Origin of the sequence: Marinomonas algicola, assembly GCF_014805825.1 — a bacterium.
Lineage (GTDB): Bacteria > Pseudomonadota > Gammaproteobacteria > Pseudomonadales > Marinomonadaceae > Marinomonas > Marinomonas algicola.
Map to the genome: position 1 here is coordinate 2,013,210 of NZ_CP061941.1, position 12,583 is coordinate 2,025,792.

Annotated in this window: 11 protein-coding genes; 8 read left to right on the forward strand and 3 right to left on the reverse strand. The window is 40.5% G+C overall.

All coding sequences use genetic code 11. The features are described from left to right. Positions 1–3: 3 nt before the first annotated feature. Positions 4–1,386 carry a cysteine--tRNA ligase gene (cysS, locus tag IEZ33_RS09140; protein WP_191603341.1) on the forward strand — a complete coding sequence of 461 codons (1,383 nt, stop codon included), beginning with the start codon at positions 4–6 and terminating at the stop codon, positions 1,384–1,386. A gap of 63 nt (positions 1,387–1,449) precedes the next feature. Here cysS and IEZ33_RS09145 read toward each other — a convergent pair whose 3' ends face one another. Beyond that, complete coding sequence (locus IEZ33_RS09145) at positions 1,450–1,887, reverse strand: universal stress protein (RefSeq protein ID WP_191603342.1); 438 nt, start codon at positions 1,885–1,887, stop codon at positions 1,450–1,452. A 57-nt stretch (positions 1,888–1,944) separates the two neighbouring features. On the opposite strand from IEZ33_RS09145, the gene IEZ33_RS09150 reads away from it, so the two are divergent. Next, positions 1,945–2,421, forward strand: a complete 477-nt coding sequence (locus IEZ33_RS09150; RefSeq protein ID WP_191603343.1) for a hypothetical protein — start codon at positions 1,945–1,947, stop codon at positions 2,419–2,421. Here the strand turns inward: IEZ33_RS09150 and IEZ33_RS09155 are convergent. Then, positions 2,414–3,199, reverse strand: coding sequence for a DNA topoisomerase I (locus IEZ33_RS09155; protein WP_191603344.1), 786 nt, complete (start codon positions 3,197–3,199; stop codon positions 2,414–2,416). The genes IEZ33_RS09150 and IEZ33_RS09155 overlap by 8 nt on opposite strands. A 191-nt stretch (positions 3,200–3,390) precedes the next feature. On the opposite strand from IEZ33_RS09155, the gene topA reads away from it, so the two are divergent. Genes topA through IEZ33_RS09170 form a run of 3 tightly spaced genes read left to right on the forward strand, consistent with a single transcriptional unit; the run spans position 3,391 to position 6,772 of the window. Then, the gene (gene topA / locus IEZ33_RS09160) at positions 3,391–6,021 is read left to right on the forward strand and encodes a type I DNA topoisomerase (protein ID WP_191603345.1); all 2,631 of its coding nucleotides are present in this window, start codon (positions 3,391–3,393) and stop codon (positions 6,019–6,021) included. Further along, positions 6,018–6,485 carry a DUF6586 family protein gene (locus IEZ33_RS09165; protein ID WP_191603346.1) on the forward strand — a complete coding sequence of 156 codons (468 nt, stop codon included), beginning with the start codon at positions 6,018–6,020 and terminating at the stop codon, positions 6,483–6,485. The genes topA and IEZ33_RS09165 overlap by 4 nt, the downstream gene beginning before the upstream one ends. A gap of 2 nt (positions 6,486–6,487) precedes the next feature. Next, entirely contained in the window at positions 6,488–6,772 is a 285-nt protein-coding gene (locus IEZ33_RS09170) for a hypothetical protein (RefSeq protein ID WP_191603347.1), read from the forward strand. A 69-nt stretch (positions 6,773–6,841) separates the two neighbouring features. Here the strand turns inward: IEZ33_RS09170 and lexA are convergent, their stop codons facing one another. Further along, positions 6,842–7,462, reverse strand: a complete 621-nt coding sequence (lexA, locus tag IEZ33_RS09175) for a transcriptional repressor LexA (protein WP_191603348.1) — start codon at positions 7,460–7,462, stop codon at positions 6,842–6,844. Positions 7,463–7,530: 68 nt separating this feature from the next. Between lexA and dinG the strand changes: the two genes are divergently transcribed. The 3 genes from dinG (at position 7,531) to IEZ33_RS09190 (ending at position 12,582) form a co-directional block, all read left to right on the forward strand. Next, positions 7,531–9,660: an ATP-dependent DNA helicase DinG gene (dinG, locus tag IEZ33_RS09180; protein ID WP_191603349.1), complete on the forward strand. Its 2,130-nt coding sequence runs from the start codon at positions 7,531–7,533 to the stop codon at positions 9,658–9,660. 121 nt (positions 9,661–9,781) lie between these two features. Further along, positions 9,782–11,089: a DEAD/DEAH box helicase gene (locus IEZ33_RS09185; protein ID WP_191603350.1), complete on the forward strand. Its 1,308-nt coding sequence runs from the start codon at positions 9,782–9,784 to the stop codon at positions 11,087–11,089. A gap of 59 nt (positions 11,090–11,148) precedes the next feature. Continuing rightward, entirely contained in the window at positions 11,149–12,582 is a 1,434-nt protein-coding gene (locus tag IEZ33_RS09190) for a protein adenylyltransferase SelO (protein ID WP_191603351.1), read from the forward strand. Position 12,583: the final 1 nt, after the last annotated feature.

Genomic DNA, 12,583 nt, shown 5'->3' on the forward strand with positions numbered 1-12,583 from the left:
CTAATGCTTAAAATATACAACACACTTACTGGTAAGAAAGAAGAATTTCATCCAATTGTTCCTGGCAAAGTTGGTATGTATGTGTGTGGCAATACAGTTTATGATTTTTGCCATATAGGTCACGCAAGAGCGATGATTTCGTTTGACATTATTTCGCGTTTCTTACGTCATTCTAACTACGAGTTAAATTACGTAAGAAATATCACTGATGTAGACGACAAAATCATCAAGCGTGCAGCAGAGAATAACGAATCAACAGAGTCGCTTACTCAGCGAATGATCGCGGCTCAAGTTGAAGATGAGCTAAAATTAGGCAATAAAATGCCTGATAGAGAACCAAAAGCCACTGAGTTCATTCAAGAAATTATTGATTTAATTCAAACTCTTATTGATAAAGAGTTTGCTTATCAAGGCAGTACAGGTGATGTTTATTACCGAGCATCGGCTTTTAAAGAATACGGTAAACTTAATAACCGGAAACTTGAAGACATGCTTGCTGGCGCCCGTATTGATGTTGAAATAGCAAAAGAGCACCCTGCTGACTTTGTTTTGTGGAAAATGGTGAAAGAGGGGGATGTTTTTTGGTCTTCTCCTTGGGGTAATGGTCGCCCTGGTTGGCATATTGAATGCTCTGCCATGTCGATTAATTGCTTAGGCCCTCATTTTGATATTCATGGCGGTGGGCCAGACTTAAAATTTCCGCATCATGAAAATGAGATTGCTCAATCTGAAGCCGCTACAGGGCAACAGCTTGCTAACTTTTGGATGCACTGCGGCCCAGTACGTGTAAATAATGAAAAGATGTCTAAATCACTAGGCAATTTTTTCACCGTACGGGATGTCTTAGAAAAATACAATCCTGAAGTAGTCCGTTTTTTAATGGTCTCAAGTCAGTATCGCAGTGCTATAGATTATTCCGAAGAGAGCTTGCTTGAGTCAAAGGTAGGTCTGGAAAGGTTATACAATGCCTTAAAGGGCCAGGGTGTGTCATCTGAGTATGTGAAATCAGAGTTTTCGGAACGCTTTAATAGAGCGATGAATGATGATTTCAACACGCCTGTTGCCTTATCGGTTCTGTTCGATCTTGTGCGTGAACTCAATAAAGCAAAAGTAGATGATCCTAGAGGCTCGACTGCATTAGCAAAAGAGTTATTGGTGTTGTCTGAGTTGCTTGGCTTGCTGCAGCAAGACCCTGAATATTTTTTGCAAAATAGCGTTGTTACAGAAGGGCTTTCCTCTGATGATATAGAGGGGTTAATTGTGGAGCGAGCTCAAGCTAGAAAAGATAAAAACTTTGCGAGAAGCGATGAAATAAGGGATGAATTGGCATCCCAAGGAATTGAATTGCTTGATAGTAGAGAAGGCACAAGCTGGACTCGCTGTTAATACCAGTATGCAAAAAACGAATAATGCCGGAAGGGGGAATAAATCGCCCATCCGGCTTATTTTTTAGCTGTTGTTTTTTACTCTTACGGCGAGTACGTCGCATGGTGCGCCGTGTAATACGCCATTTGCTGTAGAGCCAAGTAACAAAGCGAGTCCATGCCTCCCGTGACTACCAACAACAATTAGGTCAGCTCCTTTTTCTTCAGCAAGGCGATGAATTTCATGCTCAATACCGCCTTGTGTAATACAGGTATCAATTGGTGTAATATCAAGTTCTTGAATCAAAAGATCCATTTTACTTTGTGCGTCACTGTGTAATTGTTGCTGGATGTCAGTGATATCTATAGGTACGTCGCCTCCATAAGCATAATTAAGTGATTCAATAACATGGATTAAAATGAGTTCTGCGCCTGAATCTTTGCATAATTGTATGGCTTTATCAGACACTTGGTTCATACCATCTGTAAGATCAGCCGCTAATAAGATTTTTTTGTAGGGCATAGTTAAGTACCTCCAGTTAATAACATAATAGTATTTTAGTTCAATTTTGAGAAAATAATGACAATCGTAATTTTAGTATTTATCACATTATCTTTAATGGGTTCAGTTATGTGGATTATGCCATCAAAAAGAGACAAGGAAAAAATGTCTTTGAGAATGGCGGCCCGACAATATCAGCTTACTGTACAGCTAATGAAGGTTGAAATACCAGATAAATGGGATAAAACTACAGAATCTATTGACTCATGTGCCTATCGCTTGCATCGAGTGAAAGAAAAGAAGTCTATAACAAGCGTTATTCGTTTATTGCCAAAAGAAATTTGGAAGTATGACCTTGTATGTGATGGCTGGTGGTCAAGTGAGCCAATTGAAATCAGCGAGCAATCCATTAACCATTTAAGGCAAATAGGTACGAGCATCGATAGTATTGAAGTATCCTCAAATTCCATTACCTGTTTTTGGCAAGAACGTGCAAGCAAAGAGGATGTTGCAACTTTGGCTTCTTTGCTCAATGAATTAAAAGAAGTTATTTAGGTGTTTGCGTTTTACCATCAAGAAGCACGTCGTCAGATGCTTCGTCAAAATCCAAAACCAAGTCGGCAATCAGCTCTTCCGGATTGTCTGCGTTTTGAATGGCAACGACTTGAGGGGTAAGAATCGCTTTTATCTGGCTGTTGATGTATTCAATGGCTTGATGCCTCTCTGGGCGGTCTATAGAGGTCGCTTTTAAGTGAGACATGATAACGCTATACAAAGACTGTGCTACTCTCATATCTCCACTGGTGTAATTGTTGTTCGCTTGAACCAGTTGTCGGTTAAGTTGCAACCATAGATTTAACCATCTGATATAGTCATAGCATGCTTTATAGTGAGAATGACTAATGCGTCCTTTTCGGCGCATGTAAAGTAGTAATTTAGCCACCTTTGTTAGGCGTTCTTTGTATTTACTTTTTTCTTGAAAACTATAAGAGTGCGGTGTTGTTGTGAATTGAGCTAAATCGGCATCGCGTTCCTGTTCTCCTTTGGCAATTCTTAACTCAATCTCATCAGGATGGTCGCTGTGATTCATTAGATCGCGCAATGTGTCAAAGTAAAAATCATACAGCACATCTGTTACGATAGCGTCCGTATTGATATTTTTAAGGCCTGTTATATGGTGTTGTACACGGTCGGCTCGATTGAGGAGTTGCAGCTGTTTGAAGCGGCGCTCAGTCAGCTCTCTTTCTTTCTGATGCGCGCGCGTGCCAACGATTACTGATATCAAAACAATAACAAATAAAATGGCAATCGTAATAATTTGTAGTAACGGCATGATTGTCCTTAGATGATTTATTGAGTATGTTAAAAAAGAAAAAGGTAATTTGGCAAATAATAATGTGCGAAACAATACAGTGATAGCTTGTTATATAAAAGAGGTTTGCTTAATATCAGCGCCCCGAGCGAATAAATTACGCAATTGTATTGATTCGGAGATGCATTCTAATATAAGGCTTATATAGCACAATGGGAAAATCACTGGTTATCGTAGAGTCGCCAGCAAAGGCGAAGACCATCAATAAATACTTAGGGAGCGACTACGTCGTTAAATCGAGTGTAGGTCATATCCGTGACTTGCCTACAGGGAAAACGGCCACATCTACCCCTCAAGAGCGTGCAAAGCAAGCTGCATTAACGCGTAAAATGAGCGCCGAAGAGAAGGCTGAATATCGTCATAAAAAATCTCGCCAGCAACTTATCAATCGTATGGGGGTAAATCCTGAGAACAATTGGGAAGCGAAATACGAAATATTGCCAGGCAAAGAAAAGGTTGTTGACGAATTAAGACGATTAGCAAAAAATGCTGACACTATTTACCTCGCAACCGATTTGGATAGGGAGGGTGAAGCCATTGCTTGGCACCTTCGCGAGGCCATTGGTGGTGATGATTCACGCTACAAGCGTGTTGTTTTTAACGAAATTACTAAAAACGCTATTACCCAGGCTTTTGAATCCCCATCTGAATTGGATATTGATCGAGTTAACGCCCAACAAGCTAGACGCTTTTTAGACCGAGTTGTTGGCTTTATGGTCTCTCCACTTCTTTGGTCCAAAGTCGCTCGAGGGTTATCAGCGGGTCGTGTTCAATCTGTTGCTGTACGCTTGATTGTTGAGAGAGAGCAAGAGATCCGAGCCTTTATTCCTGAAGAGTTTTGGGAATTAGACGCAAAGTTAACAACACCTTTAAATACTTCCTTAACGTTTGAGACAACAAAATACAAAGGTAGTGAGTATCGCCCTTCGAGTGAGCAAGAGTCTCAGGAGCATGTTGATAGATTGCAAAAAGCGTCATTTAAGGTTGCTAAGCGTGAGGATAAACCAACGTCAAGTAAGCCATCGGCCCCTTTTATTACTTCTACGCTACAGCAATCTGCAAGCACACGATTAGGATTTGGTGTTAAGAAGACCATGATGCTTGCTCAGCGTTTATATGAAGGTGGTTACATTACCTATATGCGTACAGATTCAACGAACTTAAGTGCAGAAGCTGTTGATAATCTACGCGAATATATCTTACAAAATTTTGGTAAAGAGTATCTTCCTGAAGAAGCGATTCGTTATTCGAGCAAAGAGGGGGCTCAAGAGGCGCATGAAGCCATTCGTCCTTCAGATGTTTCGATAACATCAAACGAACTGCTTGGGATGGATAAAGATGCTCACAGGCTATACGATTTAATTCGTAATCAGTTTATGGCGTGTCAAATGCCTCCTGCCCAGTACACCTCAACCACGATTACCTTGTTGGTGGATGATTATGAGTTGAAAGCGCGAGGCAGAATTTTACGCTTTGATGGTTACACTCGCGTCATGGCCGCCATCGGTAAAAAAGCAGAAGACAGTATTTTACCAGACATCGAGCCGGGTGAAATGCTTACCTTGGTTGATCTATTACCAGAACAGCATTTTACGAAACCAACGGCTCGTTTTAGTGAAGCAAGCTTAGTAAAAGAGTTGGAAAAGCGTGGTATTGGTCGACCATCTACTTATGCATCGATTATTTCTACTATCCAAGATCGTGGTTATGCTCGTGTTGAAAATAGACGTTTTTACGCCGAAAAAATGGGGGATATTGTCACTGAGCGTTTAGTCGATAGTTTCCACACCCTGATGAATTTCAGCTTCACGGCGCAAATGGAAGAGCAGCTTGATGATATAGCGGAAGGGCGAGAAGATTGGATCAAGGCGCTTAATGCTTTTTACACCAGTTTCAATGAAACCCTCAGGAAAGCTGAAGACCCAGATACTGGTATGATGCCAAATGAGCCAACACCAACCAATATAGAGTGTCCTACGTGTTCTAGGCCGATGCAAATTCGCACCGCGAGTACCGGTGTATTCTTGTCTTGTTCTGGTTATGTACTTCCGCCTAAAGAACGTTGTAAAGCCACAATTAATTTAACGCGCGGGGAAGAAGCGGTTGCGCTTTATGATGAGGAAGCTGAGTCAAAAGCACTTATAACGAAACGTCGTTGCTCAATCTGTAGCTCAGCAATGGACAGTTATTTGGTGGATGAACAAAGAAAACTTCATGTTTGTGGTAATAATCCAGCTTGTAGTGGCTATGAGATAGAGCATGGTGCATTTAAAATTAAGGGTTATGATGGCCCTGTTCTTGAATGTGATAAGTGCGAATCTGAGATGCAATTAAAAAATGGCCGCTTTGGGAAATATTTTGGTTGTACCAATGAAGAATGTAAAAATACTCGCAAGCTCTTGAAGAGCGGTGAAGCGGCTCCACCGAAGATGGATCCGGTCCCTATGCCTGATTTGATTTGCCTAAAAGTTGAAGATCATTATGTTCTAAGAGATGGCGCAACAGGCCTGTTTTTAGCGGCGAGCCAATTTCCTAAAAAGAGAGAAACAAGAGCGCCGCTTGTTGCAGAACTTTTGCCCTACATGGACCAAATTGATTCTAAGTATCATTTCTTTTCTGATGCACCGGTTGCCGACTCAGAAGGCCGCCCAGCGGTCATTCGTTATAGTCGTAAAACAAAAGAACAATACGTTATGACAGAAGAGAATGGTAAGCCTACTGGTTGGAAAGCGTTTTATGTGGGTAATAAGTGGGTGATTGAAGAGGGTAAAAAAACGAAATGAGCAACCCAAGTGAAGCGAGTGTGACAAATCAAAGGTTAGATGTTGCACGTCGCTTCTTAAATATGAAAAATGAAGCGGCTGAGTTTTGGATGGAAAGAGCGTATGAGTACTCTGCTCTTTTTCATCTCAAGAGTGCGTTAAACGGTTTGTTGCAAGAAGTTTGTGCAAATTATTCGTTAAAAAAAGAAGCGGATCTTTGTGTTCTTTTGGGTGCGGCAAAAGAAAAAGGTATGTCAATTCCTGTATTACAGGAGCTAAATGCTTTATCATCCGACCCCATTAGTTGGCTTACCTTGATGGAAAAAGACTATAATGTCGCTTTAGAGTGTCATTCTAAGTCGCCAACCGTTGTTTCAAGTAATGTTATAGTGAGTAGTCAAAGCTTAGAAAGTTCGATAACATTCTATTTAAAGTCAATATCTGATCTCGTATTGAGATATAGAGAAGAGTCCGCAGAGTATTAAGAATGAATGAAGCTTATTTAGAAATTGTTGAATTAGATAACGGTGATATTGTATTGCGCCCAGTAAATACAGAGGAAAATGAAACTTCAGAGCCGTTAGCTGTGTTAACTATTTCCGATGATACCAAGGCTTTTTTGCAGAACCGGTATTTCGACCTTGCAAAATGTATGTTTCATGCTGGAATTGATTTTGTCTACTCTGAAGACTTTAGTGACATGCCTGAAGACGATCAAGATATGCTCGATGAGTTTGAGACGAATTTGAGCGTGCCTTCAACTCTGCATTAGTATTCCTGCTTGCCCTTCACAAATACCTATTTATGAAGGGCAATAATGAAACGTATAGCTTGATGGAACTTATATATTTTGCCTGATAACGCCGACTGAAATCCCCTCAATAGCAAATTCAGTACTTTCTAAATCAACATGTATGTCGTTAAACTCTTCATTTTCTGCGATCAGGTGGACAATTTTTCCCTCTTGCTCGAAGCGTTTTACGGTAACTTCATCATCAATTCTAGCAACAACGACTTGACCATTTTTCACAGATTCTGTTTTATGTACGGCAATTAAATCACCATCTAAAATACCGATGTCTTTCATGCTCATCCCTGTAACGGATAAAAAATAATCTGCTTTGGGGTAAAACATCTCAGGAGGGATTTGAACATAAGAAGAAACATTCTCTTGAGCTAATATTGGGTAGCCAGCGGCCACTTTACCTATAATAGGTAATCCGAGCTCCGAAGGAGGGGCTTCTGGACTTTCTTCTATCAAACGCAATCCTCGAGACGCACCAGGTAAAATTTCGATAGCACCTTTTTTGCATAATGCTTTAAGATGCTCCTCGGCGGCATTAGGAGATTTAAATCCCAAATGCCTCGCTATTTCTGCTCGCGTTGGCGGAAAGCCATTTACAGAAATAAATTCGCGTATCATGTCCATTACTTCGGATTGTCTTTTTGTTAATTTAATCATAAGGCATCTGGTTGTTTGTACAGTTACTGTTATTATATACAGCTTTTAAAGATGTTCTCAATTAAATAATGCTATCAGATGAATTAAAGTCAAAAATACATGCTGCCTACAGGGCATCGTTGGCCGCCAAAGGTCATAAGCCGCGCTTAGGTCAGAAGCAAATGATTGCGACGATCGCGCGTACTTTGGGCAACATTATGCAGGGCTCAGAAGGTGAGCGCTTGGGTGAAAAGCATGTCGCTGTCGTCGAGGCTGGGACAGGAACAGGTAAAACCCTTTCTTACTGTTTATCGGCCATTCCTATTGCTAAATCAAATGAGAAAAAATTAATTATTTCTACAGCGACCGTAGCGCTGCAGGAACAAATTCTCCATAAAGAGCTGCCAGACCTGTTAAAGCATACGGAATACAACTTTAGTTACACCTTAGCGAAAGGAAGAGGTCGATACTTGTGCTTGAACCAGCTTGAAAGTTTTTTAGATGCCGAAAACCAAGTTATGGATGACATGTTCGCGGGTCTATTTGAACAACACCTTCAATCTGGTGATGTTAACTCGGTTCTCTATCAGGAAATGGACGAACACATTAAATCCGGTGACTGGAACGGTGATAAAGATAATTGGGAGGGTATTTTACGAGATGAGGATTGGAGAAGGGTGACCACAGATCATCAACAATGCACAAATCGTAATTGCGCAAACTTTTCAGCTTGCCCATTTTATAAAGCTAGGGCTGAAATTGAAACCGCCGATGTCATCGTCGCTAACCATGACTTAGTGTTAGCCGATTTATCATTGGGAGGTGGCGCTATTTTAACGGACCCAAGTGAGACTATATATGTGTTTGATGAAGGCCATCATCTTCCAGAAAAAGCCATAAATCACTTCCGTCATGAGCTGCGTTTGCAACAGAGTATTCAGTGGCTGAGACAGCTTGAAAAGAACTTGGTGAATCTTAAACAAGAATTGACTGATGAAATCAGCTTAACGGGTCAGATTTTATTGAAAATACCGCAGCAGATTCAAACTCTGGTTAATTTTATTCAATACGCCCAACAAGGACTTGCGCCATTTATTGCAGAAAAAAACCTAGACAGCGACAACACTGTTTATCGATTTGAATTTGGTGTTATACCTGAAGAATTGAGACAATTAGCTTACAGTCTTCAAACTGGTTTTCAAAAATTATTTAATAGCATTGAAAGCATTCAGGACGAGTGTAAAAAAGTAAAGCAAAATGAAGGAATGGGTCTGACTCAAGAAGTGGCCGATACTTGGTTATCTATCTTGGGTGTTGTTCTTGCGCGTTTAGAACAAGCAAAAGGGCTTTGGCAGCTTTTTTCCCTTCAGGATGATTTAACGTATCCCCCGAATGCTCGATGGTTGAGTTTATCAGGCAGTGGAATGGAACAAGATATAGAGCTTGGTGGGTCTCCCATCTTAGCGGCTCATACGTTACGACAACAGCTTTGGGAAAAATGCTATGCTGCCGTAGTGACGTCGGCCACATTAACGGCATTAAATACGTTTCATCGATTTAATATGAGAAGTGGTGTGCCTTATGAAAGCGAATATTTAAGAGTACTAAGCCCTTTTGATTTTCCTAATAAAGGTCAGCTCATAATTCCAAAAATGACCTGTGAGCCAACACAAGTAGAGCAACATACGACGGCTATTGTTGAATATTTAAATGATAGTATTAACCAAGATGGTGCTAGCTTGGTCCTATTTTCTTCAAGAAAACAAATGGAGGAAGTATCCTTACGTCTTGGAGCGAAATTACAAGCTATCATGCTGGTTCAAGGTGAACAATCAAAGCGTATTATTCTTGAATCCCATAAGAAGAGCATTGATGCGGGTAAGGGGAGTTTGTTAATGGGATTAGCGAGTTTTGCTGAAGGGGTTGATTTGCCAGGTAAATATTTGACCCATGTGGTTATCGCAAAAATTCCATTTTCAGTACCCGATGACCCAGTTGACGCCACATTGGCTGAGTGGATTCAAAAAAGAGGCGGTAATCCGTTTATGGAAATCACTATACCTGATGCTTCATTGAGGCTTGTGCAAGCAACGGGTCGTTTACTGCGTAGTGAAAAAGATGAAGGTAAAGTATGTATTCTAGATCGAAGATTGGTATCAAAACGATACGGGCAACAATTAATTAATAGTTTACCTCCATATCGCTTGTCAGTGGAATAAACAATTGGATTGTCAATTTACGTTTAAAGTGGGTTAAAGGTGTCTAAATCTACGTCATTTAGGTACACTTATACCAAATCAAGTTATTCAAATCATTTATAAAGAAGCAAATAGATTCCAAATGGAAAAACAAACAGTAGATACCCCATCAAAGCCAAAAAGAAGCCGTAGAACTTATTCAAAACCAAGTAAAAAACCGACAAAATCCACTGAATCAAATCAAACTAATACAAAAGCTTGGTCTATTGAGGATTTTCAGGTTGAGCCAGTGGAAGGGAAGTTGAGATTTCACGATTTAAATTTACCCGATCGAGTTCTAAAGTCCATCTCTGAAATGAAGTTTGAATATTGCAGTGAGATCCAAGCGGCCACGTTGCCACATACACTTCAAGGTTATGACATTATCGGACAAGCACAAACTGGAACGGGTAAAACAGCGGCGTTTTTGATTGCGATGATTTCCGACTTCCTTGATTATCCTGTTGAAGAGGAAAGAGGAGACCGTTTCGCTCGTGGCTTAATCATTGCACCAACGCGCGAGTTGGCTTTACAAATCGCGGAAGATGCGGAAAAGCTGACCTCAAACTCTGATTTAAATGTTATCTCTCTGGTTGGCGGCTTAAGTTATGAGAAGCAAAAGCAACAGCTTGATACAGAGCGTGTTGATATAGTCGTCGCAACTCCAGGCCGATTACTCGATTTTGCGCGTAGTAAAAAAGTAATGTTGAATAAAGTAGAAGCTTTGGTGCTTGATGAAGCAGATAGAATGTTGTCTATGGGCTTTATACCAGATGTAAAAAGCATTATCAGAATGACACCGCACAAAGAAAAGCGCCAAACCATGTTGTTTAGTGCCACTTTTCCAAAAGACATTCAAGCCTTGGCGACTCAATGGACTTATGTTCCTAAAGAAGTTTCTGTGGTTCCTCTTGAAACGACAAATAAAAATATCGATCAGGTAATTTACACCGTTGAGGCGGACCAAAAATGGGATGTGCTTCACCAGCTGTTGTTAGAAAAGCCCGGTGAAAGAACCATAATATTTGCCAATCGCCGTGATGAAACACGTGATTTATATGAACGCCTAAAAGAAGTGAACATTAATTGCGCCATGCTGTCTGGTGAAGTGGCACAAGATAAGCGGGTTAAAACCCTAAATGGTTTTAAAAATGGCAAAATTCAGGTGTTGGTTGCAACGGATGTTGCGGGGCGAGGAATTCATGTTGATAATATTGAATTGGTAGTGAACTATTCTCTTCCTGAAGACCCGGAAGATTACGTTCACCGAATCGGACGTACTGGACGCGGAGGAGAGCTTGGTCGCTCTGTAAGTTTTGCCAGTGAAGATGATGCGTTCTTAGTGCCAGAGATTGAAAAAGTTGTTGGTGAAAAAATTCGTTGTGAGTACATCGAATTAGAAACTAAATAACAATAAATTCTCTTTATTTCATAAAAAAATAAAGGAAGACTCATTGATTGGAGGCTGACATGATAAAACATGTTTTTTCACAACTTGGTGAGTCTTTTTATAGCTTTACCCAAGTTCAACCTTTACTAGAGCAGCGCCTTGTTGAATTCAACCATCAACTTGCTGATGAGCTTGGCATAGACATCAAGGATAAAGCATTAAAATCTCTTCTTAGTGGGAAATTTCATGATCCACTTAGTTTAAGTATGGTTTATGCAGGTCATCAGTTCGGTGGCTTCTCGCCACAATTAGGGGATGGTCGTGGCATTTTGCTCGGTGAAATTGAGACCGAAAACGGACTCGTTGATTTACACTTAAAAGGGGCCGGTTTAACGCCTTACTCAAGACGAGGCGATGGTCGAGCTGTTTTACGCTCTTGCATACGGGAATATCTTGCGGCAGAAGCCATGACGGCATTAGGCATTCCATCGTCCCGATCTCTTTGTCTTTTTGACAGTAATCAGGCTGTTTACCGAGAAAGGCCAGAGCCAGGAGCCATGCTTTTACGCACAGCAAAAACACACATCAGATTTGGTCACTTTGAGTTTTTTTATTACCGTAAGCAAATGGAATCGCTTCAAATCTTGATTGATTACACAATCGATCAGTACTTTCCCCATTGCCGTGCCGGCGATAACCCTATCAAATGTATGCTTATCGAGATTGTTGAATCTACGGCGCGAATGATTGCCCATTGGCAGTCCGTTGGTTTTCAACATGGGGTTATGAATACAGACAATATGTCTATTTTAGGGGAAACAATCGATTATGGGCCATATGGATTTATGGAAAATTATGACCCGAGGTGGATTGCCAACCATTCAGATCATGAAGGTCGCTATACTCTCGAAAACCAGCCGAGTGTGGGTTTATGGAATTTGAATTGTTTAATGAGAGCGTTTTCACATCACCTTTCTAAGGATGAGTTGATTGAAGTTCTTGGTCATTATGAACCTGAGTTGATGAGGCAATACCGCTTGTTAACTTACAAAAAACTTGGCTTAACGCTTGTTGATGAATCTGATGAAAGTTATGACGTTGATTTTGTTAGAAAACTCTATGTCTTATTAAAAAAAGAATCACTAGACTACACCTTATTCTTTCGTGCACTTTCTAATATGGCAAGTCCATCTGATTACTCTATTATATTGGATGACGTAGTTGATAGAGTCTCTATGTCCAAATGGCTTGACCTCTATGTTGATAAAAGACAAAAAGAAACAGTAGATTGGAACGATTCGAAGATTGAAATGTTAAAAATCAACCCCAAATTCATTCTAAGGAACTACCTTGCCCAACAAGTGATACAAGAAGCCGAGCAAGGTAATTACCTACCATTTCGTCGATTGCTTTATGTTTTACAGGCGCCTTTTAGTGAACATGTGGAATGTGAAGATTTGTCATTAAGGCCACCAGAATGGGCAAAAGATTTGGAAGTGAGTTGTTCTTCGTAAT

What these genes read in the sequence shown, in the direction of transcription:
- cysS (WP_191603341.1), top strand. Translation starts at nt 4, where the DNA reads ATGCTTAAAATATACAACACACTTACTGGTAAGAAAGAAGAATTTCAT.
- IEZ33_RS09185 (WP_191603350.1), top strand. Translation starts at nt 9,782, where the DNA reads ATGGAAAAACAAACAGTAGATACCCCATCAAAGCCAAAAAGAAGCCGT.
- IEZ33_RS09170 (WP_191603347.1), top strand. Translation starts at nt 6,488, where the DNA reads ATGAATGAAGCTTATTTAGAAATTGTTGAATTAGATAACGGTGATATT.
- IEZ33_RS09145 (WP_191603342.1), bottom strand. Translation starts at nt 1,887, where the DNA reads ATGCCCTACAAAAAAATCTTATTAGCGGCTGATCTTACAGATGGTATG.
- IEZ33_RS09190 (WP_191603351.1), top strand. Translation starts at nt 11,149, where the DNA reads ATGATAAAACATGTTTTTTCACAACTTGGTGAGTCTTTTTATAGCTTT.
- IEZ33_RS09155 (WP_191603344.1), bottom strand. Translation starts at nt 3,199, where the DNA reads ATGCCGTTACTACAAATTATTACGATTGCCATTTTATTTGTTATTGTT.
- IEZ33_RS09165 (WP_191603346.1), top strand. Translation starts at nt 6,018, where the DNA reads ATGAGCAACCCAAGTGAAGCGAGTGTGACAAATCAAAGGTTAGATGTT.
- lexA (WP_191603348.1), bottom strand. Translation starts at nt 7,462, where the DNA reads ATGATTAAATTAACAAAAAGACAATCCGAAGTAATGGACATGATACGC.
- dinG (WP_191603349.1), top strand. Translation starts at nt 7,531, where the DNA reads ATGCTATCAGATGAATTAAAGTCAAAAATACATGCTGCCTACAGGGCA.
- topA (WP_191603345.1), top strand. Translation starts at nt 3,391, where the DNA reads ATGGGAAAATCACTGGTTATCGTAGAGTCGCCAGCAAAGGCGAAGACC.
- IEZ33_RS09150 (WP_191603343.1), top strand. Translation starts at nt 1,945, where the DNA reads ATGACAATCGTAATTTTAGTATTTATCACATTATCTTTAATGGGTTCA.